21 protein-coding genes are annotated in these 21626 nt (G+C 64.9%); 19 read left to right on the top strand and 2 right to left on the bottom strand.

Annotation, left to right across the window (positions count from 1 at the left end; all coding sequences use genetic code 11):
- Positions 1 to 96 precede the first annotated feature (96 nt).
- The 8 genes from A3M7_RS0120585 to A3M7_RS0120545 all read left to right on the top strand — a co-directional run bounded on the left by A3M7_RS0120585 (position 97) and on the right by A3M7_RS0120545 (position 4929).
- Complete coding sequence (locus tag A3M7_RS0120585) at positions 97 to 501, top strand: YciI family protein (RefSeq protein WP_027545589.1); 405 nt, start codon at positions 97 to 99, stop codon at positions 499 to 501.
- Between the two features lie 65 nt (positions 502 to 566).
- Complete coding sequence (locus tag A3M7_RS0120580; RefSeq protein WP_027545588.1) at positions 567 to 926, top strand: YciI family protein; 360 nt, start codon at positions 567 to 569, stop codon at positions 924 to 926.
- 161 nt (positions 927 to 1087) lie between these two features.
- Positions 1088 to 1828, top strand: a complete 741-nt coding sequence (locus A3M7_RS0120575) for a TetR/AcrR family transcriptional regulator (protein WP_027545587.1) — start codon at positions 1088 to 1090, stop codon at positions 1826 to 1828.
- Positions 1829 to 1948: 120 nt separating this feature from the next.
- Entirely contained in the window at positions 1949 to 2434 is a 486-nt protein-coding gene (locus A3M7_RS0120570) for a DUF2852 domain-containing protein (protein WP_027545586.1), read from the top strand.
- 298 nt (positions 2435 to 2732) lie between these two features.
- Positions 2733 to 2900, top strand: a complete 168-nt coding sequence (locus A3M7_RS48730) for a hypothetical protein (protein WP_156936944.1) — start codon at positions 2733 to 2735, stop codon at positions 2898 to 2900.
- A gap of 69 nt (positions 2901 to 2969) precedes the next feature.
- Positions 2970 to 3227 carry a hypothetical protein gene (locus A3M7_RS0120560; protein ID WP_027545585.1) on the top strand — a complete coding sequence of 86 codons (258 nt, stop codon included), beginning with the start codon at positions 2970 to 2972 and terminating at the stop codon, positions 3225 to 3227.
- A 197-nt stretch (positions 3228 to 3424) separates the two neighbouring features.
- Entirely contained in the window at positions 3425 to 4192 is a 768-nt protein-coding gene (locus A3M7_RS0120550) for a serine acetyltransferase (RefSeq protein WP_027545584.1), read from the top strand.
- A 26-nt stretch (positions 4193 to 4218) separates the two neighbouring features.
- Complete coding sequence (locus tag A3M7_RS0120545) at positions 4219 to 4929, top strand: SDR family NAD(P)-dependent oxidoreductase (protein WP_027545583.1); 711 nt, start codon at positions 4219 to 4221, stop codon at positions 4927 to 4929.
- 219 nt (positions 4930 to 5148) lie between these two features.
- Here the strand turns inward: A3M7_RS0120545 and ggt are convergent, their stop codons facing one another.
- Entirely contained in the window at positions 5149 to 6885 is a 1737-nt protein-coding gene (ggt, locus tag A3M7_RS0120540) for a gamma-glutamyltransferase (protein WP_027545582.1), read from the bottom strand.
- 693 nt (positions 6886 to 7578) lie between these two features.
- Here ggt and tolQ point away from each other — a divergent pair.
- From tolQ to A3M7_RS0120480, 11 genes are all read left to right on the top strand, one after another.
- On the top strand, positions 7579 to 8295 hold the full coding sequence (tolQ, locus tag A3M7_RS0120530) for a protein TolQ (protein WP_018641591.1): 717 nt from the start codon (positions 7579 to 7581) through the stop codon (positions 8293 to 8295).
- A 43-nt stretch (positions 8296 to 8338) separates the two neighbouring features.
- Complete coding sequence (gene tolR / locus A3M7_RS0120525) at positions 8339 to 8791, top strand: protein TolR (protein ID WP_027545581.1); 453 nt, start codon at positions 8339 to 8341, stop codon at positions 8789 to 8791.
- Between the two features lie 4 nt (positions 8792 to 8795).
- Positions 8796 to 9755: a hypothetical protein gene (locus A3M7_RS0120520; protein ID WP_027545580.1), complete on the top strand. Its 960-nt coding sequence runs from the start codon at positions 8796 to 8798 to the stop codon at positions 9753 to 9755.
- Positions 9756 to 9796: 41 nt separating this feature from the next.
- Positions 9797 to 11146, top strand: a complete 1350-nt coding sequence (gene tolB / locus A3M7_RS0120515; protein ID WP_027545579.1) for a Tol-Pal system beta propeller repeat protein TolB — start codon at positions 9797 to 9799, stop codon at positions 11144 to 11146.
- A gap of 236 nt (positions 11147 to 11382) precedes the next feature.
- Positions 11383 to 13713 (top strand): EAL domain-containing protein, encoded by a 2331-nt coding sequence (locus A3M7_RS0120510; RefSeq protein WP_027545578.1) that lies wholly within the window; start codon positions 11383 to 11385, stop codon positions 13711 to 13713.
- A gap of 178 nt (positions 13714 to 13891) precedes the next feature.
- Entirely contained in the window at positions 13892 to 14620 is a 729-nt protein-coding gene (locus A3M7_RS0120505) for a hypothetical protein (RefSeq protein ID WP_027545577.1), read from the top strand.
- A 272-nt stretch (positions 14621 to 14892) separates the two neighbouring features.
- Complete coding sequence (gene pal, locus A3M7_RS0120500; protein ID WP_027545576.1) at positions 14893 to 15381, top strand: peptidoglycan-associated lipoprotein Pal; 489 nt, start codon at positions 14893 to 14895, stop codon at positions 15379 to 15381.
- A 188-nt stretch (positions 15382 to 15569) separates the two neighbouring features.
- On the top strand, positions 15570 to 16619 hold the full coding sequence (ybgF, locus tag A3M7_RS0120495; protein ID WP_027545575.1) for a tol-pal system protein YbgF: 1050 nt from the start codon (positions 15570 to 15572) through the stop codon (positions 16617 to 16619).
- An 83-nt stretch (positions 16620 to 16702) separates the two neighbouring features.
- On the top strand, positions 16703 to 17779 hold the full coding sequence (gene tilS / locus A3M7_RS0120490) for a tRNA lysidine(34) synthetase TilS (RefSeq protein ID WP_027545574.1): 1077 nt from the start codon (positions 16703 to 16705) through the stop codon (positions 17777 to 17779).
- Positions 17780 to 18034: 255 nt separating this feature from the next.
- The gene (gene ftsH, locus A3M7_RS0120485; protein WP_018641582.1) at positions 18035 to 19957 is read left to right on the top strand and encodes an ATP-dependent zinc metalloprotease FtsH; all 1923 of its coding nucleotides are present in this window, start codon (positions 18035 to 18037) and stop codon (positions 19955 to 19957) included.
- A 40-nt stretch (positions 19958 to 19997) separates the two neighbouring features.
- Positions 19998 to 20390 (top strand): DUF3052 domain-containing protein, encoded by a 393-nt coding sequence (locus A3M7_RS0120480; RefSeq protein WP_245284297.1) that lies wholly within the window; start codon positions 19998 to 20000, stop codon positions 20388 to 20390.
- Positions 20391 to 20684: 294 nt separating this feature from the next.
- Here A3M7_RS0120480 and A3M7_RS0120475 read toward each other — a convergent pair whose 3' ends face one another.
- Positions 20685 to 21554: an alpha/beta fold hydrolase gene (locus tag A3M7_RS0120475; RefSeq protein ID WP_027545572.1), complete on the bottom strand. Its 870-nt coding sequence runs from the start codon at positions 21552 to 21554 to the stop codon at positions 20685 to 20687.
- Positions 21555 to 21626: the final 72 nt, after the last annotated feature.

The raw sequence follows: 21626 nt of genomic DNA, 5'->3' as shown, positions 1-21626 counted from the left end.
TAACAGGGGAGAGCGGGCTGGCTCGGCCCGCCCATCTCCCCCGTCCTTCCGGGGCAGCCCGCAGAGCTGACGGACCAGGTAAGCAAGGAACTGCCCATGCGATTCATGATGCTGATGATCCCGCTCGGCTACGAGACCGCGCCGCCGGACGTGCATCTCGATCCCGAGCGCGTCGCCGCGATGATGCGCTACAACGAGGCACTGAACGATGCCGGCGTCCTGATCACGCTCGACGGCCTGCATCCGCCCTCGATGGGCGCACGCGTGTCGTTTGCGACCGGCGAGCCTGTCGTGACCGACGGCCCCTTCACTGAAGCCAAGGAAGTGCTGGGCGGCTACTGGATGATCGAGGTCGACTCGCGTGCCGAGGCGATTGCGTGGGCGAAGCAGTGTCCGGCCTCGGCCAATGAAGTCATTGAGATCCGGCAGGTGCAGGAGATGGCCGACCTTCCGCCGGACGTGCAGGTCGCGGCCGCCGGCTTCGACGGTCTGAAGAACTAGCCAGAGCGGCCGCGATTGGAATTCGCGGCCGTCATCAACAAAGTCATCAACAAAGGAGAGAACCAATGACCGACACCTATCTCGCCGTGTTCCTCGGCAGCAAGACCAGCCCGAAATGGGCTGCATGGAACGCGATGTCGGACGCCGAGCGCAAGGCGAAGGAGCTGGAGGGCATCGCGGCCTGGAAGGGTTGGGTCGAGAAGCATCAAGGCGCGATCCAGGCGATGGGCGGTCCGCTCGGCAAGACCAAGCGGGTCGACGACAAGGGCACTGCCGACACCGCCAACGAATTGGGCGCCTTCACCGTGGTCCGTGCCGCGTCCCATGAAGCGGCTGCGAAGATGTTCGAGAACCACCCGCACTTCGCGATCTTTCCCGGCGAGCGTGTCGAGATCATGCCGGTGCTGCCGATCCCGGGCGGTTAGTCAGCTTCGTCATTCCGGGGCGCGCGCAAGCGCGAACCCGGAATCTCGAGATTCCGGGTTCGGCTCGTTCGAGCCGCCCGGAATGACAGTGAAAATACGGGTTCACCAAATCCAGCTTGCGCTAGTGACCTTCACCCCCGGCTCATGTAAAAGCCGTTCACATGAGCTGGCGCAAGGAGACGCGCCGCGCCGAGCGCGGCTATCACCACGGCAATCTGAAGGAAGCCCTGTTGCAGGCTGCCCTCGGGTTGATTGCCGAGAAGGGCGCGGCCGGCTTCACCTTTGCCGATGCCGCGCGCATGGCCGGCGTCAGCGCGGCGGCGCCCTACCGGCACTTCCGCGACCGCGACGAGTTGTTGTCCTCGATCGCCCAGCGCGGCTTCGAGCAGTTCGAGGCGCGCTTGACCGCGGCCTGGGACGACGGCCGGCCCGATACGGTCACCGCGTTCGAGCGGGTCGGCAGGGCCTATCTCGCCTTCGCCCGCGAGGAGCCGGCATTCTACAACGCGATGTTCGAATCCGGCCTGCCGGTCGATGCCAATCCGGCGCTCCAGGCCGCGAGCGAACGTGCCTTCAACATCATTCGCGCCGCGGCGGAACGGCTCGCGGCACTCGCACCCCCCGGCACACCACGGCCGCCGGCGATGATGATGGCACTGCACATCTGGTCGATGGCGCATGGCGTGGCCTCGCTGTTCTCGCGTGGCGATGCTGCGCGACGAAAACTGCCGATGTCGCCGGACGAACTGTTAGAGGCCGAGGTGCTGATCTATCTGCGCGGTCTCGGCTTCCCGACCGATCGCCGTCCGCCTGCGAAAAGCGCCGAGCCGCCGCCGGTACCACCGGAGGCGTCCTCCGGTTCTGGCGTGCCGCCCGGTGGCCCCTGGGGCAAGCCGAAATAAAATTGCGCAAATAATTCCGCGACCCTGTCAGGCGGCCGGCTTGACAAAATCGCGGGATGGGCTAGCTATGTAAATGTTATTTACATTCACAACGGCGCTGGTGCCGTGATGGAGATGGAAATGGCCTACACCGCTGATGTCAATCGATGGCGCGGTTCCTCTGACGAACACTATGAGCGCCCCCATATGCTCGACACGCCCTGGCATCCCGGCTGGATCGCCGTGACCATCCTCGGCTTCATCATCTGGTGGCCGATCGGACTCGCCCTTCTCTTTTTCACACTCGGGAGCAGAAAAATGGGTTGCTGGAGCCACCAGGATCGCTGGCAGAACAAGATGGAGCGGATGCAGTACAAGATGGACCGCATGCGCGGCCGCATGGAGCGCCGCGGTTTCGGCTTCGGCTTCGGCCCGCCCTCCAGCGGCAACCGCGCCTTTGACGAATACCGCACCGAGACGCTGCAGCGGCTCGAGGAGGAGCAGGTCGAGTTCAGGAACTTCCTCGACCGTCTGCGTCACGCCAAGGACAAGGAAGAGTTCGACCAGTTCATGGCGCAGCACAAGACGCGTCCGACCCCGCCGCCGACCGACCAGCAGCAGGGTTGATCTGGACACTTCTCAAAGCCTTCAGGCGCATGCCCCCAAAGTCCTGATGGCCCCGAGCCGCCCGCCTGCGTAGCCCGCAGGCGGGCGGTTTGATTTTGGGGAGAGCTCCGTTCCACGCAGATGAGAGGTCGTCATGCCCGGGCTTGTCCCGGGCATCCACGTTCTTCGTACCGCATGGCAAGGCGTGGATAGATAGGCCAGCGCTTTTGATTCAGAACCGGCGCACGGTTCAGCGACACCAAGACTTGCGCGCGCTGTCTCACCGGGCCGCGCTGCTCTTGCATGGACGAGGCGCATCATGGACCTCTGGACCCGCCTGCTGCTTGGCGTGACCGCCTTCGCGGTGCTGGGCTACATCAGCGTCGTCTATGGCAGCTGCGCGTCCGATCCCGACTGCCATTTCCGCCTGTGTCCCGGCCGGCATTCGCTATGTGGCGTTGATCACGCACATGTGCAGGACCGGTAGAACCCGATTCGCGCCAGGCCCGACCAAGCCCTGACAGCGCGCCTCCCGAGCGCGCCAACGGGTACGACCATGACCGCCGCCGAACGCAAAGAGATCAGCCAGCGTATCGCGCTCCTCGAGCGCGCCTCGGCGCTGTTCGACCGGTTCGGAACCCTTGTGCCGATGGCGATCGCATTCCTCAATCGATGGCCGACGGAGGTTCAGGTTTATCCGCAGTGGCAGGTCGGCGAGTCCTGGCGGCTCTTTCTCAGCCTCTATTTCTATTGGCTTGCGTCGTTCGCACTCAGTCGTGCGGTCTCGTTTGCGCAGAAGAGCATCGAACCATGATCCCGCTCCGCGATTTCGCACTCTATGTCCTGCCCGCCCTGGTCGCGGCGGGTGGGTGGCTGTACGCCCTCAGCCTGCGCAAGCGGGCCCGGCCTGAGCTCGCGGGCGAGAGCAAGCGCGTCCCGGCAAGAAGGCTGGCGCCCTGATGCGGACCGCCTATATTCGCCGCTACAGACGCGGATGGACCGGAGGCGGCAATGGCGGAAGCTGCGATCATGGCGAGCGACAGCCTCTGGCAACAGGTCCGCGGCGAGGCGCAACGCGTGGCGGACGCCGATCCCGTCTTCGGCAGGGCCCTTGCCGGCACCATTCTCGCTCATGATGGTTTCGCCGCGGCCTTGTCCGATCTGATCGGACGTCGGCTCGGCGGCAGTGAAGCCGAGCGCGCGCGCGTCTCGACCTTTTCCCTTGCTGCCTTTCGCGGCTCGCCCGATCTGATCGAGCTGGCCAGCCGCGACTTGCAGGCCATCGCGATCCACGATCCCGCCATCGCCGACCTGTTGCCGCCACTGCTGCATTTCAAGGGTTATGTCGCGCTGCAAGCCTGGCGCGTCTCGAACTGGCTCTGGCACCACGATCATCGCGATGCGGCGCTGCTGTTCCAGAACGAGGCCTCGAATGCCTTGCAGGTCAGCATTCATCCGGCCGCCAGCATCGGATCGTCGGTCTATCTCGACCATGCCACGGGCATCGTGATCGGCGCCAACGTGGTGATCGGCGACGAGGTCACCATCCTCCAGAACGTCAGCATCGGCCGCGGCAGTGAACTGCCGACGCGCTCGCCGCGGATCGGCCGCGGCGTCTATATCGGCGGCGGTGCGACCATCCTCGGCGACATCAGCATCGGCGATTTCGCCAAGATCGGCGCCGACGCGCTCGTGACGTCAGACGTGCCCGCTGGCTGCACGGCCGTCGGCAATCCCGCGCGCCTGACCAACTGCCCCGAACCTGCCTCGGCGGCCTGATCCCATCATTGTACGGAGCCACCCCAATGAAGACGGCAATCGTGATCGGTGTCGGCCCGGACCGCGGGCTCGGGGCCCGGCTCTGCAAGCGCTTTGCGGCCGATGGCCTCAAGGTGATCGTCGCGGGCCGCACGCAGTCCGCGTTGCAGGCGGTTGCAGACGACATCGTCAAGGCGGGCGGAGCGGCCGTGCCCATCGTCGCGGACGCGACCAGCGAGAGCGAAATTGTCGCTCTGTTTGATGCCGCCGGCGAAGACCTCGATCTCGCCATCTACAACGCCGGCAACAATACGCCCGGCAAGATCATCGAGATGGAAGCCGACTATTTCGAGAAGGCCTGGCGCGTCGTGTGCTTCGGCGGCTTCCTGTTCGGCCGCGAGGCGGTGCGTCGCATGGTGCCGAAGAAGGCAGGCACGCTGCTCTTCACCGGCGCCAGCGCCTCGCTGCGCGGACGCTCCGGCTATGGTGCTTTCAACTCGTCAAAAGCCGCCCTGCGGACGTTGGCACAGGCCATGGCCAAGGAATATGCGAGCGACGGCATCCATGTCGGCCATGTCGTGGTCGACGGTGCGATCGCCGGCGACAAGATCCTTTCGCGCTTTCCCGATGCGGCGAGCCGCGAAGACAGCCTGATCGACATCGAAGGCATCGTCGATGGCTTCGCGTTCCTCTACCGCCAGCCCGAACGAGCCTGGTCGTTCGAGCTCGATGTGCGGACCTCGAAGGAGAAGTGGTGAGGGCAGGGCGCCGTAGCCCGGATGAGCGAAGCGATATCCGGGACCGCCCGAAAATCCCCCGTGTCTCTCTGCTCATGCGGGCTTCGAACTACCGCCGTCATTGCCCGCGAAGGCGGGCAATCCAGTATTCCAGAGACAGCATTGAGATACGGAGGAGCCGCAGCGTACTGGATACCCCGCTTTCGCGGGGTATGACAGTCGTGAGGGTGGCGTAGACGATCAGTACCCGGCCGCCAGTCCACTGTTGCGGCGTGGATCGTTGGCCCCGTAGTAGCGGTTATTGCCGACTTGCTCGCCGTTAAGCGACGGCGCGCCGACAATGATGACCGCGAGGTGGTTCGCCGGTTGCGGCGGCCCGAATTTGTGCCCCATCCCCTCCAGAATCTTGCGCGTGTCCGGTGACAGCGCATAGTTCTCGACGTTGGTGAGGTCCGGCAGCCATTGCTGGTGGATGCGCGGCATGTCGACGGCCTCCTGTGCGTTCATGCCGTAATCGATCGCGTTGATCATGGTCTGCAACACGGCCGTGATGATGCGGCTGCCGCCGGGCGTGCCCACGACCATGACGGTCTTGCCGTCCTTGGTGACGATGGTCGGGCTCATCGAGGACAGTGGACGCTTGCCGGGAGCAATAGCGTTGGCCTCGCCCTGCACCAGGCCATAAAGGTTCGGCACCCCGACCTTGGCGGTGAAGTCGTCCATTTCGTCGTTCAGCAGCACGCCGGTCTTCGCCGCCGTCACCTTGGCGCCGAACCAATCGTTCAGCGTGTACGTCACCGATACCGCGTTGCCGTCCTTGTCCGCGATTGAATAATGCGTGGTGTTGCTGCCCTCGTGCGGCGCGACGCCCGGCTTGATGTCCTTGGAGATCGCGGCCTTGTTCGGATCGATCACGCTGCGGATCTTGGTCGCGTAATTCTTGTCGAGGAGGCGGTCGAGCGGATTCTTCACGAAATCCGGATCGCCGAGATAGCTGTTGCGGTCCACGTAAGCGTGCCGCATGGCCTCGATCTGCACGTGCACGGCCTGCGCGGAATGATAGCCCAGCTCCTTCAGCGGATAGCCCTCCAGGACATTCAGGATCTCGCAGATGACGACGCCGCCAGAGCTCGGTGGCGGCGCGGAAATCACGTGATAGCCGCGATAGTCACATTCGACAGGTGCGAGCTCGCGCGTCTTGTAGCCGTCGAGGTCGGCCTGCGTCAGCAGGCCCTTGCCGGCCTGGCTCGATGCCACGATGGCGCTGCCGACCCAGCCCTTGTAGAAACCGTCGGTGCCTTTGCTGCTGATCTCGCGCAAAGTCTTGGCGAGCTCCGACTGCATCAGCCTCTCACCCACTTCGAACGGTTTGCCGTTGTTGAGGAAGATACCGGCGGACGCGGGGTCTTCCTCGAAATCCTTCGTCGCGGTGCGCAACAAGTCGATGTCGCCTTGGTCCAGCGCAAAGCCCTGCTCGGCGAGCAGGATCGCGGGGGCGAGCAGGTCGGCGCGCTTCATGGTGCCGTACTTCTCGCGCGCATATTCCATCCCCGAGACGGATCCTGGCACACCCACAGCCAGATGCCCCTTGGTCGAGATGCCCTTGATGACGTTGCCATCCTTGTCGAGATACATATTGGCCGTCGCTGCCTTGGGCGCGGTCTCGCGGAAATCGAGGAAGGTCTTGCGGCCGTCGGCGAGCTGGATCGTCATGAAGCCGCCACCACCGAGATTGCCGGCGGCCGGATAGACGACGGCCAAGGCATAACCGACGGCCACCGCGGCATCGACGGCATTGCCGCCGCGCTTCAGCACATCGACACCCACCTGGGTCGCCAGATGCTGTGCGGACACCACCATGCCGTTTTGCGCGGCGACCGGCGCGACCGATGCCGCGCGCGCGGCGCCGAACGTGACGAGGCCGACCGATACGATCGCGGCGGCCATCCACCGCATATTGGTTTGTGGTTTCGACATAGGATGCTCCTCGGGCTGGCCGGTGATGCCGGCACATTGTTGTCCGCGAGCTCAGCCTATCAGCTCGTGCCCGCCGTGAGATGCGAGATGGAGCATGTGGGCGTGGTGTAGCTGTGGCGCACACGACGCTCCCTGCGATTTCGGGCTGGGCGGGGGAGGAGGTTCCAGAAGGGGCGTCGGTTGCGCAGTGTCGTAGCGCCACGAATCCCACTGCGCTTCCTCCCCCCTTGCGGGGGAGGGCAAGGGGTAGCCCAGGAAATGGTGTGTCCGTCGTGCGCGTCCGATTTCTTCGTCACCCCCTAGCCTTCCCCCGCAAGGGGGGAGGGAACCGGCCTCGCCAGTGAGGATCCGGCTCCGGCCCGTCGGCCGCCATGCACCGCCCAGAGCGGCCAACCGCCTGCACCGCCTGGCTTTCCCGCAGCCAAATTCAGCTCCGGTAACCTCGCATTAACTATCGCCGGGCTCTGGTAAGAACGGACAATCGCGCCCATAGCCGTCGTCGAGGCCCATAGTTTTGACATCTTGGCAGGGAATGCAGGCGGCCGGCTTTGGAAGAGCCCCCTTGCACCCCAGAAAGACAAGGCTTTGAGCGGGCTTGCCGGCCGCGCCGGTTCTAGCGCGGCAGTTGGGGAACCGGCGGTCATTTGCTGCCGTGGAGCATCAGGTAACGATCGCCTTGAGAGGATACTGCTTATGAATCCGGCCGACGTGGCTCAGTCAGCCCTTCCGGTTGCCGCTTCCGCGGACGTGTCGCTGATTGCGCTGTTCTGGCAGGCTCACTGGATCGTGAAAGCGGTGATGCTGGGACTTCTGTCCTGCTCGGTCTGGGTCTGGGCGATCGCCATCGACAAGATCTTCCTGTTTGCCCGCACCCGCCGCTCGATGGACCGTTTCGAGCAGGCCTTCTGGTCCGGCGAGTCGATCGAGGAGCTCTACCGCACCCTCTCGGCCAAGCCGACGCATTCCATGGCGGCCTGCTTCGTGGCGGCGATGCGCGAGTGGAAGCGCTCGTTCGAGAGCCACGCCCGCTCGGTCGCGGGCCTTCAGATGCGCATCGACAAGGTGATGAACGTCTCGATCGCCCGCGAGGTCGAGCGCCTGGAGCGCCGCCTGCTGGTGCTCGCCACCGTTGGCTCCGCCGGTCCCTTCGTCGGCCTGTTCGGCACGGTCTGGGGCATCATGTCGAGCTTCCAGTCGATCGCGGCGTCGAAAAATACCTCCCTGGCGGTGGTCGCCCCCGGTATCGCCGAGGCGCTGTTTGCGACCGCCGTCGGCCTTATCGCCGCCATTCCTGCCACTATTTTCTACAATAAGTTCACATCCGAGGTGAACCGGCAGGCCCAGCGGCTCGAAGGCTTCGCCGATGAATTTTCAGCCATACTGTCGCGTCAGATCGACGAGCGGGGCTGACGGACGGCATGTATAGTGTGAAGGGCAATTTGGGCATTCGATCATGGCGATGAACGTAGCCAGTTCGTCCGGAGGCGGCGGGCGCCGTGGTCGGCGCAAGCCCGTCGTGGCCGAGATCAACGTCACGCCGATGGTCGACGTGATGCTGGTGCTGCTCATCATCTTCATGGTCTCGGCGCCGATGTTGACGGTCGGTGTGCCGCTCGACCTGCCGCAGACCCAGGCCAAGAGCCTCGAAAACAACGACCAGAAGCCGCTTCAGATGTCTGTCGATATCAAGGGCAAGGTCTTCATCAACGACGCCGAGGTCGCGATCAACGAGCTGGTGCCGAAGCTGAAGGCGATCACGGATGCGCGCGGCGGGCTCGAGGAGCGCATCTATCTGCGCGCCGACAAGAAGGCGGATTACGGCACGGTAGCCAGGGTCATGGGCCTGTTGTCCGGGGCCGGATTCAAGAAGCTGGCGCTCGTCACCGAAGCGGATCAGGGGTCTTAGGCCGGTGAAGGTGAACGTCGACAAGACACTCGTTGCGTCGATTGCCCTCCACGTCCTCGTGCTTGGATGGGGCCTCGTCACCTTTAGCAGCAGGGCCTTTGTCGCGCCGGAGGAGTCGCTCCCGGTCGACATCATCTCCTCCGATCAGCTCGCCAAGATGATGGCGGGGCAGAAGACCGGCAAGAAGGAAGAGCCGAAGCCCAAGGTCGAGAAGATCGCGGAAGCCAAGCCCGAAGAGGACGCCGTCGGGAAGGTCACCGAGAAGAAAGAGCTGATCAAGACCAACTCGACGCCCGAGCCGCCGCCCAAACCCGTCGAGAAGCCGGTCGAGAAGAAGCCCGAGCCGCCGAAGCCCGTGGCCGAGGCGAAACCGAAGGAAGAGCCGAAGCCGCAGGAGAAGAAGCCTGATCCGGCCAAGGAAGATCCGATCGCCGAGCTCCAGAAGAAGCTGGACACCAAGAAGCCGCCGCCCAAGCCCGTGGAGCAGAAGGTCGCAGCGGTGCAGCCGCAGCAGCAGCCGAAGCCCAAGGAGCGCAGCTTCGATCCCGCGCAGATCCAGCGCGACCTCGACAAGCGCGCTGCGACCCGGCACGAGCTCACCGGCTCGGCGCTGAATGCGTCCGCCGCGCTGGGATCGGCGACCGGGACGGCCGCCAACAACGTCGCGACCTGGCGAGGTGCATTCCAGGGCGCGGTCAAGCGCTGCTTCACGCCGACCTATAACGGGCAGGACGCCGACCAGTACGAAGCCGACATCGACATTCCCATGAAGATCGACGGATCGCTCGCGTCCGAGCCCGTCGTCGTCGCGGTGCGGGGGCCGTCGCGCTCGATCGCCCAGGCGGTGGCCGAGAGCGCCAAGCGCGCCATCGTGCAGTGCCAGGTCTATTCATTCATGCCGAAGCAGCAGTACGAGAGCTGGAAGCTCATTCCGATGACTTTCGGCCTGAAAGATATGTTGTGACATCCGAACAAAAGAACTTTGCAATGAATGACGTCTGCTCGATGAACCGCCGCCGCTTCATGACCCTGACAGGATCGACGCTTGCGATGCTCGGGGGCGGACAGGCCTTCGCTCAGCAGCCGCAGGGACGGCTTCGCATCGATCCCACGGAGTTTCGGCCGATCCCGATCGCGATCAGCAATTTCGTGCCGGGCTCGCCCGCCGACGGTGACGTCGGCAACGGCGTCACGCAGGTCATCACCAACAATCTGAAGCGCTCGGGCCTGTTTGCCCCGATCGACCAGGCCGCCTTCATCGAGCGCATCAGCAACATCGACGTCGCGCCGCAATTCGAGAACTGGAAGACCCTCAATGCGCAGGCCCTCGTCACCGGCCGCATGACGCGGCAGCCGGACGGCCGCCTCAAGGCCGAATTCCGCCTGTGGGACGTGGTCACCGGCCAGCAGCTCGCCGGCCAGCAATATTTCACCTCGCCGGAATATTGGCGCCGCATCGCCCACATCATCTCCGATCAGATCTATGAGAAGTTGACCGGCGAGAAGGGCTATTTCGACAGCCGCGTGGTGTTCGTCGACGAGTCCGGGCCGAAGGAGCGCCGCGTGAAGCGGCTCGCGATGATGGACCAGGACGGCGCCAATGTGCGCTATCTGACCCGCGGCTCCGACCTCGTGCTGACGCCGCGCTTCTCGCCGAACTCGCAAGAGATCACCTATATGGAGTTCGGGCAGGGCGATCCGAAGGTCTATCTCTTCAACATCGAGACCGGGCAGCGCGAGATCGTCGGCAACTTCCCCGGCATGACCTTTGCGCCGCGCTTCTCGCCCGACGGCCAGCGCGTCATCATGAGCCTGCAGCAGGGCGGCAATTCCAACCTGTTTGTGATGGATCTGCGCTCGCGCTCGACCACGCGCCTCACCGACACGCCGGCGATCGACACCTCTCCGTCTTACTCACCGGACGGCACCCGCATCTGCTTCGAATCCGATCGCGGCGGCAGGTCGCAGATCTACGTGATGGGGGCGGGCGGGGGAGCAGCGCAGCGTATCTCCTTCTCCAAGGATGACACCAACGCCAGCTATTCGACGCCGGTATGGTCGCCGCGTGGCGATTACATCGCCTTCACCAGGCAAGGCGGCGGGCAGTTTTCGATCGGCGTCATGAAGCCGGACGGCTCCGGCGAGCGGCTCCTCACCTCCGGCTTCCACAACGAGGGCCCGACTTTCTCGCCGAACGGCCGCGTGCTGATGTTCTTCCGCGATCCCGGCGGCAATGGCGGGCCATCGCTGTACTCGGTCGACATCTCCGGCCGCAACGAGCTGAAGGTGCCGACGCCGGGCTTCGCCTCCGACCCGGCATGGTCGCCGCTATTGTCTTCGACGGCGGGTCAATAGATCGCGTCTTCGGACGCGCGATCTTTTCGAAAAATCACACCGATTTTTTCGGTTTCTGGGCGGAAGGCAAGCTTTCCTTCACCTTGCGCCCGGCAACGCTTGCCTAGTTGATTGATATTTCAGCAGAAACAGGTTCGCTATTGCCGAAAAACAACCCGCCTTTAACGATGTTCCCTCAGGAAAGCTTCACCTGGGCTGGGTAAAAGTACGCGCTAAACAGGACGCGTAACAAGCCGATGCAGCTGGCCGACCAGAAGCAGAGCGATCGAGACGAGCTGGAGCCGATTCTCTACGCCGCTCTCATCAACTCTATGGTGCAGAATTTCTGGGCGATTTTCCTCGGCTCGGCCTCCGCGGCCGTGGCCGCGGTGATGACTGCGCTGAAGACCGGCGATGTCTGGCTGTGGCCGCTCGCATTTCTGCTGATCGCCATCGGCACCGCGCGCGCGTTCCAGATGCGCGGATACGAAAACCGTACGCGCCCATTGTCATTCGAAGAAGCCAAGCATCTGGAGCCGCGCTACTGGATCGGCGCGCTCAGCTATGCGGCGGTGCTCGGCATCTGGGCCTTCGTCGTCATCTACAACAACGAGGATCCGGTGGCCGACATGCTCTGTGTCGCCATCGGCATCGGCTATACCGCCGGCGGCGCCGCCCGCAATTACGGCCAGCCCCGGGTGATCCAGTGGCACGTCGCGCTCGCCTGCGGTCCGATGTCGCTCGCGCTGCTCCTGCACGGCGGCTTCTATCACATCGGTCTTGCCATTCTGCTCGTGTTCTTCTTCATCGGCCTGAAGAACATCAACCTCAGCCTGCATGCGATCTTCGTCAAGGCGCTGACCTCGAGCTTCCGCGAATCCGCGCTGGCGAGCCAGTTCGATACCGCGCTCAACAACATGCCGCACGGCCTGTGCATGTTTCGCGCCGACGGGCGCCTTGCGGTGATGAACCATCGTTTCGGCGAACTGATGAGCTTGCCCGAGGACCTGGTCAAGCGCGGCGCCACCGCCGCGGACATCGTGTCGGCCTGCGTCGCCGCAGGCTCCATCTCGGCGGATAGCGGCAACCAGATCCTGGCCGAGATCGAGCACGCGCGGATCCGCGAGATCGTCACCGCCGATCCGAATCCCGCGCGCGGCCGCTCCCTCTCGTGGACGTTCCAGCCGATGACCGGCGGCGGCACCGTGCTGCTGCTGGAAGACATCACCGAACGCACCAACGCGGAAGCCCGGATCAGCCATCTCGCCCGCTATGACGAGCTCACCGCGCTGCCCAACCGGGTCTCCTTCCGCGACGAGATCGAGCGGCTGCTGGCGATTTCGCACCATGCCGAACGGCTCTCCGCGCTGCTGTTCATCGACCTCGACCAGTTCAAGCAGGTCAACGACACGCTCGGTCATCCCTGCGGCGACCAGCTGCTGTGCGCGGTCGCCAACCGCCTGCGCGAGATGCTGCGGCCGGAGGATTTCGTCGCCCGCTTCGGCGGCGACGAGTTCGTCGTGTTCCAGCAGGACATCAGCACGCCCGAGGATGCCGCGAGCCTTGCCCGCCGCATCGTCGAGCGGCTGAGCGAGCGCTACCGCATCGACAATCACCTGGTCGAGATCGGCGCCAGCGTCGGAATCGCGCTGACCTCGCCGGAGGGCATCAGCGCCGATACGCTGCTCAAGAACGCCGACATGGCGCTCTACCGCGCCAAGGCCGACGGCCGCGGCACCTTCTGCTTCTTCCGCGACGAGATGGCGGCGACCGTCGAGGCCCGCCGCATCCTCGAGCTCGACCTGCGCAAGGCGCTCGCCAACGAGGAGTTCGAGCTGTTCTACCAGCCGCTGGTCAATCTCAAGTCCGGCAAGATCACCACCTGCGAGGCGCTGCTGCGCTGGAATCATCCGGTGCGCGGCACGGTGTCGCCGGTCGACATCATCCCGGTCGCCGAGGACATGGGCCTGATCGTCGATCTCGGCCGCTGGATCCTGCGCCGCGCCTGCATGGAATGCATGAAGTGGCCGGAGGGCGTCAGCGTCGCCGTCAACTTCTCGCCGCAGCAATTCCACCAGCGCGACGTGCTGAGCGAGATCCGCTACGCGTTGGAGGTCTCGGGCCTGCCGGCGCATCGGCTGGAGATCGAGATCACCGAATCCTCGCTGCTGCGCAACACCCAGCTCACTCACGACATCCTGTCGCAGCTGCATGCGCTCGGCGTGCGCATCTCGCTCGACGATTTCGGCACCGGCTATTCGAGCCTCAGCTACCTGCATAACTTCCCGATGCAGAAGGTGAAGATCGACCGCTCCTTCCTCGAAGGCATCGACACCGACCGGCCGCTGACGCTGCTGCGCGGCGTGGCGCGGCTGTCCGCCGATCTCGGCATGGCGGTCGTGGTCGAGGGCATCGAGACCAACGAACAGCTCGAGCTGATCAGCGCCGACGGCACCGTCTCCGAGGCGCAGGGCTATCTGTTCAGCCGTCCGGTGCCCGCCGTGCGGATGCGCCAGCTCCTCAACGCCTCGCATGGCCGGCGCGACGAACCCGTGCTCCAGGTCGTCGGCTCGCGTTCCTTCGCCTAACGCCGCTTCCGAGATTTTCCCGTCATTTCAGTCTGTTGCCGGCACCGTAGTGCTACGGGGAGTTAACCCTAACCTTTCGATTGCTTTGCTTCATTGTTAAGAAGCTGTTAATAAATCATCACGCGCGTGGAGGTTGTTCCGCGCGCATGTGTTGAGTGGTGATGGGTAAGGAGTTGGAATGCAGTCCTCAGCCAGAGCGATCATTTCGGCTGTTGGACGGGGTGCAGAGCTCCTGACCGACGTCGATTATCATCTCGCCGACACGGCGGCCGAGAAGGCGAAGATCTACAATCTCCGCTACCGCGCCTATCTGCGCGAAGGTGCCGTCAAGGAATCTGCGGACGCGCGCGTCACCGACCAGTATGACGAACTGCCGAACGCGTGGACCTTCGGCGTCTATCTCCACGGCGAGCTTTGCAGCTCCGTGCGCATCAGCGTGCTGACGTCGGAATGGCGGCAGTCGACCTCGGCCGATGTCTTTCCCGAGATCCTGCTGCCGCGACTCGATCGCGGCGAGGTCATGATCGACCCCACGCGGTTCGTCGCCGATCCCGACCAGGTGAAGCGGGTTCCGGAATTGCCCTATGTGACGACTCGGCTCGCCTACATGGCCTGCGAGCATTTCAATGCCGATCTCGGGCTCGCGATCGTGCGTCCCGAGCATCAGGCCTTCTACCGGCGGGTGTTTCTGCATGAGACCATCGCCGAGCCGAGGCTGGTTCCCGGTCTCACCAAGCCGTTCGGACTGATGGCGGCGGATTTCCCGACCTTCCGCAAGAAGGTGTTCGAGCGTTATCCGATCATGCGGTCCACCGCCTTCGAGCGGCGGATGCTGTTCGGGCGTAGCGCGCAGCGCCAGCTGCCGCCGCAGCAGCCGCTGCTGGTGCCGGATGCCGCTCACGCCTGATTCCGGCGGGGCCGACTGATCGAAGGCGCTCCGGGATTTCCCGGACTCAAGGCCCAAAATTCCAGCAAGGCCAGCCATTTTGCCGGTTAACGCGGCTTGCCTTCACCCTCGCGCCACATTTACAACCCATTAACCATGACGGGTGCTTTTCGCCGGGTGGGGGGCATTTGACCGGCTCTGGCAACATCCCATCAAGGTTGACGGAACGTTCGCTTAACCAACCCCCTGTAGACCGGACAGCAGTGGACTAACGTGAGCGTGGAGGCTCCGGAATGAAACATCCTATGCGTATCCTCCAGGGATTGAAGCTGGCCGCGGTGCTTGCTGTCGCGCTGTCGATGGGCGCCTGCGCCAACAAGAACTCTGCTGCGGATGCGATGGCCAACGCGGCGACGCCGGGCAGCCAGCAGGACTTCGTCGTCAACGTGGGCGACCGCGTGTTCTTCGAAAGCGACCAGACCGATCTGACCCCGCAGGCGATCGTGACCCTGGAGAAGCAGGCGCAGTGGCTGCAGACCTATGCGCGCTACAGCTTCACCATCGAGGGTCATGCCGACGAGCGCGGCACCCGCGAATACAACATCGCCCTCGGCGCCCGCAGAGCCCAGTCGGTGCGTTCGTTCCTCGCCTCGCGCGGAATCGATCCGAACCGCATGCGCACGATCTCCTACGGCAAGGAGCGCCCGGTCGCCGTCTGTAACGATATCTCCTGCTGGTCGCAGAACCGTCGCGCTGTGACCGTGCTGAACGCGAGCTCCTGACGTTCGGTCAGGCGCCGTTCATCTTCAGGGAATCGATCATGCCGGCGCCCTCATGGGCGCCGGTTTCGTTTCAGCGATCTGTGACAGAAACCCCTTTGTAGCAGTCACATTTTTGGCGTACTCCCCTTCAATGTGTGGCGCGTCGAATGTTCCGTCGCAGGCCATTTCGCTTTCGTCGTCAGGGCAAGATGTCATCCAGATTTAAGGTATTAACCGGCACCGTGGCGACCGCCGCGCTGCTCTCCTTGTGCTCGCCCGTCTTCGCGCAAACGGACGATGATCCCGAGATGCGGATCGAGCGGCTGGAGAACCAGCTGCGCCAGCTCACCGGCCAGAACGAAGAACTGCAATACCGCAACCGCCAGCTCGAGGAGCGCCTGCGGGCGCTCGAAGGCGGTGCGCAAGCCGCACCCGGGCAGGCGCCGGTCCAGCCCAATGTCGCTGCCGTGCCGCCCGCCCAAATTTCGCCCTCTCAAGGCGCGCCAGGCTATCGCCAGCAGCAGCAGCCCGCCCAGCCGAACTACGAGCAGCCGCAGATCGCTTCTCCCGCGCCGATCGTTCAGGAGCAGCCGGCGCCCGGCGCTCCCGGCTCGCGCCGCCGCGGCGATGCCTTTGACCCCAGCCAGAATCCCAGCGCGCCCGGCGCGCCGCGCGCCCTCGGCGGCGGCCAGCAGCCGATGCAGGGAGGAGCCCCCGGCGGGCGCAACGCCGGCGAGCCGCTCGATCTCGCCAATACCAGCCCGCGCTATCAGCCGCAGGCCGCGCCCCCCGCAGCCCAACCCGGCTATCCGCCGGCCCAACAGGGTTATCCCGCGCCTGCCGCAGGCGCTGGCCTGACCACGCTGCCGCCCTCGGCAACGCCGCGCGACGAGTTCGATCTCGGCATCGGCTACATGCAGCGCAAGGACTACGCGCTCGCCGAGCAGACCATGAAGAACTTTGCGCAGAAGTATCCGAGCGACCCGCTGCTCGGGGATGCGCAATACTGGCTCGGCGAGAGCTACTTCCAGCGCCAGCAATATCGCGACTCCGCGGAAGCCTTCCTCGCCGTCACCACCAAATACGAGAAGTCGGCCAAGGCGCCGGACGCGCTGCTGCGGCTCGGCCAGTCGCTGGCCGCGCTGAAGGAGAAGGAGGCCGCCTGCGCCGCCTTTGGCGAGGTCGGCCGTAAATATCCGCGCGCCTCCGCCGGCGTCAAAGCCGCCGTCGACCGCGAGCAGAAGCGGGTGAAGTGCTGACCACGCGGCGTTGCTCGCTGACAACGCGGACGGCGCTGCGCTAAAACGTGCCCGCCATTCGGTGGTGATTGCTGGGCAGCGCCATGTCAGACGACGATAATTCTCCGATCTCGGTGCGCGAGGCGAAGCAGCTCTTCGCCAAGTTGAAAAGTGCGCCCGCACTGGTGCTCGCGGTGTCCGGCGGTCCTGACTCGATCGCGCTGATGTGGCTCGCGGCGCGCTGGCGGCGCAGCCTCGCGCGCGGCCCGCTTCTCACCGTCGTCACCGTCGATCATGGCCTGCGATCCGAGGCGGCTCGCGAGGCGCGCGAGGTGAAGCGGCTCGCCACCGAGCTCGGCTTGCCGCACCGGACCCTGCACTGGCGCGGCGCCAAGCCGAAGACGGGACTGCCCGCGGCCGCGCGCGAGGCCCGCTACCGCCTGCTTGTGCAGGCCGCGCGCAGCGCCGGTGCGAGCCATGTGCTGACCGCCCATACCCGCGACGACCAGGCCGAGACCCTGTTGATGCGCCTCGTCCGCGGTAGCGGACTTGCCGGGCTGTCGGCGATGGCGCGCCTCACGCCACGCGACGGCATCGTGCTGGCGCGCCCGCTGCTCGACGTCCCGAAGGCACGGCTGATCGCGACCCTGAAGCGCGCGAAGATCGGCTTTGCCGATGATCCCACCAACCGCGACACGGCCTTCACCCGGCCGCGGCTGCGCGCGCTGTTGCCGCAGCTTGCGGCCGAGGGCGGCGACGCCCGCAGTCTGGCGCGGCTCGCAGGCAGGCTGGCGCGCGCCAATGCGGCGGTGGAGGTGCTGACCGATGGGGCCGAGCGCTTCCTTCGCTTGAGGGATCGCGACGATGCGCCGCATGGGCCGGGCATGCGAAGTTTCGAGGCTGGCGCCTTCGCCACCCTGCCGGAGGAGGTCCGGCTGCGGCTCCTGCTGCGGGCCATCAACGCGCTCGGGCACGAAGGGCCGGCGGAACTCGGCAAGGTCGAGACCCTGATGGCCGTGCTCGATCAAGCCATCCTTGATCAGGACATGGCCGCGAGCCCCCGCGCAGCCGCAAACGGCCGCCCGGTCCTGAAGCAGACCCTTGCGGGAGCCTTGATCAGCCTTGCCGGCGGGCGTATCCAGATCGCACCGGCGCCGGCCCGGCGGCGCAGGGACAGATGAGGGCGGATCATGACACCGGCTGTTTCGAGGCAGCGCCGTCAGGTCACCTTAACCAGGCAGGAAAAACCCCGGGTAGGTCGCCATTATTTCAGCGGGAATCGCCCTAAGATGGGATAAATAGTCCCATCTCGTTCCCTTGGCAGCGACCGGGGCGGCACCTAAATTGTATGCGTCTAACCGAGAGGATTCCTTGGGGATTTCCTCGTACTGCCCAAGGATTCAGGCCGCGATCCGCGCGACCACGAAGGAAGATCGATGAACGCCAATCTGCGCAATTTCGCCCTCTGGGTCATCATTGTCTTGCTGCTGTTGGCGTTGTTCACGCTCTTCCAGAATCCGGGCCAGCGCGCCTCCTCGCAGGACATCGCCTTCTCCCAGCTGCTGAGCGAGGTTGACCGCGGCAATGTGCGCGACGTCGTGATCCAGGGGCCGGACATCCACGGCACCTTCACCAATGGCTCCAGCTTCCAGACCTATGCGCCGAACGACCCGACGCTGGTCAAGCGCCTCTATGACAGCAAGGTCCAGATCACCGCGAAGCCGCCGGGCGACAACGTGCCCTGGTTCGTCTCGCTGCTGGTCTCCTGGCTGCCCTTCATCGCGCTGATCGGCGTCTGGATCTTCCTGTCGCGGCAGATGCAGGGCGGCGCCGGCAAGGCGATGGGCTTCGGCAAGTCGCGCGCGAAGATGCTCACCGAGGCGCATGGCCGCGTCACCTTCGAGGACGTCGCCGGCGTCGACGAAGCGAAGCAGGACCTGCAGGAGATCGTCGAATTCCTGCGCGACCCCGGCAAGTTCCAGCGCCTCGGCGGCCGCATTCCGCGCGGCGTGCTGCTGGTCGGCCCTCCCGGTACCGGTAAGACCCTGATCGCGCGTGCGGTCGCGGGCGAAGCCAACGTGCCGTTCTTCACCATCTCCGGCTCCGACTTCGTCGAGATGTTCGTCGGCGTCGGCGCGAGCCGCGTCCGCGACATGTTCGAGCAGGCCAAGAAGAACGCGCCCTGCATCATCTTCATCGACGAAATCGACGCCGTCGGTCGTCACCGTGGCGCCGGTCTCGGCGGCGGCAATGACGAGCGCGAGCAGACGCTGAATCAGCTGCTGGTCGAGATGGACGGCTTCGAGGCGAACGAGGGCGTGATCCTGATCGCCGCCACCAACCGCCCCGACGTGCTCGATCCCGCGCTGCTGCGTCCCGGCCGCTTCGACCGTCAGGTCGTGGTGCCCAATCCTGACGTCGTCGGCCGCGAGCAGATCCTCAAGGTCCACGTCCGCAAGGTGCCGCTGGCCCCCGATATCAACCTCAAGACCATCGCGCGCGGCACCCCGGGCTTCTCCGGCGCCGACCTGATGAACCTCGTCAACGAAGCCGCGCTCACCGCCGCCCGCCGCAACAAGCGGATGGTGACCCAGGCCGAGTTCGAGGAGGCCAAGGACAAGGTGATGATGGGCGCCGAGCGCAAGTCGCTCGTCATGACCGAGGAAGAGAAGCTCCTGACGGCCTATCACGAGGGCGGCCACGCCATCGTCGGCCTCAACGTGCCCGCGACCGATCCGATCCACAAGGCGACGATCATTCCGCGCGGCCGCGCGCTGGGCATGGTCATGCAGCTGCCCGAGCGCGACAAGCTGTCGATGTCGCTGGAGCAGATGACCTCGCGCCTCGCCATCATGATGGGCGGCCGCGTCGCCGAAGAGCTGATCTTCGGTCGCGAGAAGGTGACCTCGGGTGCCGCCTCCGACATCGAGCAGGCGACGCGCCTTGCCCGCATGATGGTGACGCGCTGGGGCCTCTCGGAAGAGCTCGGCACCGTCTCCTACGGCGAGAACCAGGACGAGGTTTTCCTGGGCATGTCGGTGTCGCGCACGCAGAACGCCTCTGAAGCGACCGTCCAGAAGATCGACTCCGAAATTCGGCGCCTGGTCGAGGAAGGTTACAAGGAAGCGACCCGCATCCTCACCGAGAAGCATGCCGACCTCGAGGCGCTGGCCAAGGGCCTGCTGGAGTTCGAGACGCTCTCCGGCGACGAGATCGTCGATCTGCTCAAGGGCAAGAAGCCGAACCGCGAGTCCGTGCTCGAGCCGACCACGCCGCGCGCCTCCGCGGTGCCGCCGGCCGGCAAGTCGCGTCCGCGGCCCGATCCGGATCCGGGCCTGGAGCCGCAGCCGCAGGCGTAAAGCCTCTTGCGCCGTGGCCGGCTATTCCGGCAAACCGTTAGTGCAAAAGCTCGGCATCAAGCCGGGCTTTTGTATTTTTGTGGACGGCCTTTCGACGGCCTATCGCGATGTCGTCGGTGAATTGCCTGATGACGTGAAGATCGCAAGGACCGCCAAGGCGCCGCTCGACATGGTGCATGTCTTCGCGACCGAAGCGAAGGGCTTTGCGGTCAAGCTGCGCAGCTACCGCAAGGCGATCGCACCCGACGGGATGATCTGGGCATCATGGCCGAAGAAGGCCTCAGGTGTCGTCACCGACGTGACGGAAACGCTGGTGCGCGAGACCGCACTCGCAAACGGTCTCGTCGACATCAAGGTCTGCGCCGTCGACGACGTCTGGTCCGGCCTGAAGCTCGTGATCCCCGTGAAGGATCGCGTCAGGGGGGCGAAATAGCACCGGCGCCGCGCCCACCCTTGCTACGGCGCGTCCGGGCTACGAGAGGGAGGCGCGCAATAGCCGCAAGCTCCGTCATTGCGAGCGCAGCGAAGCAATCCAGAAATCCCGCCGCGGAAAGACTCTGGATTGCTTCGCTGCGCTCGCAATGACGTTGCTGATGCTGTTGAGCTCGCAATGACTTGGCGTCGCTTCGTAGGGTGGGCAAAGGCGCTTTAGCGCCGTGCCCACCGTCTCTCGGCAATCGCGATAGACATGGTGGGCACGCTGCGCTTTGCCCACCCTACAATCCTCTCATTTCGGCGACGCGCGCTGGCCTTCCCTGCCACGCTCAAGAAAACGCATCACATCGTCGTTGAACTGCTCCGGATCCTGCAGGAACGAGAAGTGGCTGACCTCCGGCTGGATCAGCAGGCCGGCCCCCGGAATGTTCGCCGCCATGAACTCGGTGTTCTCGCGCTTGATCGCCTCGTCGTGATCGCCATCCACGATCCAGGTCGGGACCTTGATCGTCGCGAGGTCCGACGCCGTCCATTTCGGCTGGCTCTCCCACATCTTGGTGATCTCGTCGACGAAGCTCTTGTACTCGGTCGGGGTCGGCGAGAGGCGCTTGTATTCGTCTCCCGCCCTGGCGATGTAGGCGTTGAAGACGTCGCTCGTCGCGATATCCGCAACGCCTGACGGGTCCGAGTTCGCGGCGAAGGCGAACAGCCTGCTCACCCGCTCCGGGTGCTTCATGGCGATGTCGAGGCCGATGATCGCGCCGTCGCTCCAGCCGACGATCGCCGCCTTCTTGATCTTGAGATGGTCGAGCAGCGCGACCACGTCCGAAGCCATCAAATCGTAGCCATACGGCTCCTGGTTGCGGCTGCTGCGCCCGTGCCCGCGGCTTTCCATGACGATGACCTGATAGCGCCGTTGCAGCGCGCGAACCTGGTGGCCCCAATAGTTGCCGTTGGCGAGGCCACCATGCAGCAGCAGCACCGGCTCACCCCGACCGAACTTTGCGTACCAGACCTTGATGCCGTTGACGGGCGCGAAGCCGCTCTGCGTTGCCCTGGGCAACGTTGGCGTCGGTGGCAGGTTCAGCCATCGTGGCGCCGCGTCGGCGGCGCTGAGCGAGACCGTGACGAGAAGCGCGATGACGAGACTGCGAAGCAGCATGACGTGCTCTCCTGTTCAACCATCGGCTATTACCGCACGGCAGACGGGTGCGTCACTTCCCAACGCGGTGAA

The organism is Bradyrhizobium sp. WSM2254, from assembly GCF_000472645.1.
GTDB classification, from domain to species: Bacteria; Pseudomonadota; Alphaproteobacteria; order Rhizobiales; family Xanthobacteraceae; genus Bradyrhizobium; species Bradyrhizobium niftali.
Note: the sequence above shows the minus strand (reverse complement) of the source record. Positions and strands in the feature narration are given on the sequence as shown.

Coding starts and splice junctions, on each gene's coding strand:
- A3M7_RS0120585 (WP_027545589.1), top strand. CDS start 97: ATGCGATTCATGATGCTGATGATCCCGCTCGGCTACGAGACCGCGCCG.
- A3M7_RS0120580 (WP_027545588.1), top strand. CDS start 567: ATGACCGACACCTATCTCGCCGTGTTCCTCGGCAGCAAGACCAGCCCG.
- A3M7_RS0120575 (WP_027545587.1), top strand. CDS start 1,088: ATGAGCTGGCGCAAGGAGACGCGCCGCGCCGAGCGCGGCTATCACCAC.
- A3M7_RS0120570 (WP_027545586.1), top strand. CDS start 1,949: ATGGCCTACACCGCTGATGTCAATCGATGGCGCGGTTCCTCTGACGAA.
- A3M7_RS48730 (WP_156936944.1), top strand. CDS start 2,733: ATGGACCTCTGGACCCGCCTGCTGCTTGGCGTGACCGCCTTCGCGGTG.
- A3M7_RS0120560 (WP_027545585.1), top strand. CDS start 2,970: ATGACCGCCGCCGAACGCAAAGAGATCAGCCAGCGTATCGCGCTCCTC.
- A3M7_RS0120550 (WP_027545584.1), top strand. CDS start 3,425: ATGGCGGAAGCTGCGATCATGGCGAGCGACAGCCTCTGGCAACAGGTC.
- A3M7_RS0120545 (WP_027545583.1), top strand. CDS start 4,219: ATGAAGACGGCAATCGTGATCGGTGTCGGCCCGGACCGCGGGCTCGGG.
- ggt (WP_027545582.1), bottom strand. CDS start 6,885: ATGTCGAAACCACAAACCAATATGCGGTGGATGGCCGCCGCGATCGTA.
- tolQ (WP_018641591.1), top strand. CDS start 7,579: ATGAATCCGGCCGACGTGGCTCAGTCAGCCCTTCCGGTTGCCGCTTCC.
- tolR (WP_027545581.1), top strand. CDS start 8,339: ATGGCGATGAACGTAGCCAGTTCGTCCGGAGGCGGCGGGCGCCGTGGT.
- tolB (WP_027545579.1), top strand. CDS start 9,797: ATGAACCGCCGCCGCTTCATGACCCTGACAGGATCGACGCTTGCGATG.
- A3M7_RS0120510 (WP_027545578.1), top strand. CDS start 11,383: ATGCAGCTGGCCGACCAGAAGCAGAGCGATCGAGACGAGCTGGAGCCG.
- A3M7_RS0120505 (WP_027545577.1), top strand. CDS start 13,892: ATGCAGTCCTCAGCCAGAGCGATCATTTCGGCTGTTGGACGGGGTGCA.
- pal (WP_027545576.1), top strand. CDS start 14,893: ATGAAACATCCTATGCGTATCCTCCAGGGATTGAAGCTGGCCGCGGTG.
- ybgF (WP_027545575.1), top strand. CDS start 15,570: ATGTCATCCAGATTTAAGGTATTAACCGGCACCGTGGCGACCGCCGCG.
- tilS (WP_027545574.1), top strand. CDS start 16,703: ATGTCAGACGACGATAATTCTCCGATCTCGGTGCGCGAGGCGAAGCAG.
- ftsH (WP_018641582.1), top strand. CDS start 18,035: ATGAACGCCAATCTGCGCAATTTCGCCCTCTGGGTCATCATTGTCTTG.
- A3M7_RS0120475 (WP_027545572.1), bottom strand. CDS start 21,554: ATGCTGCTTCGCAGTCTCGTCATCGCGCTTCTCGTCACGGTCTCGCTC.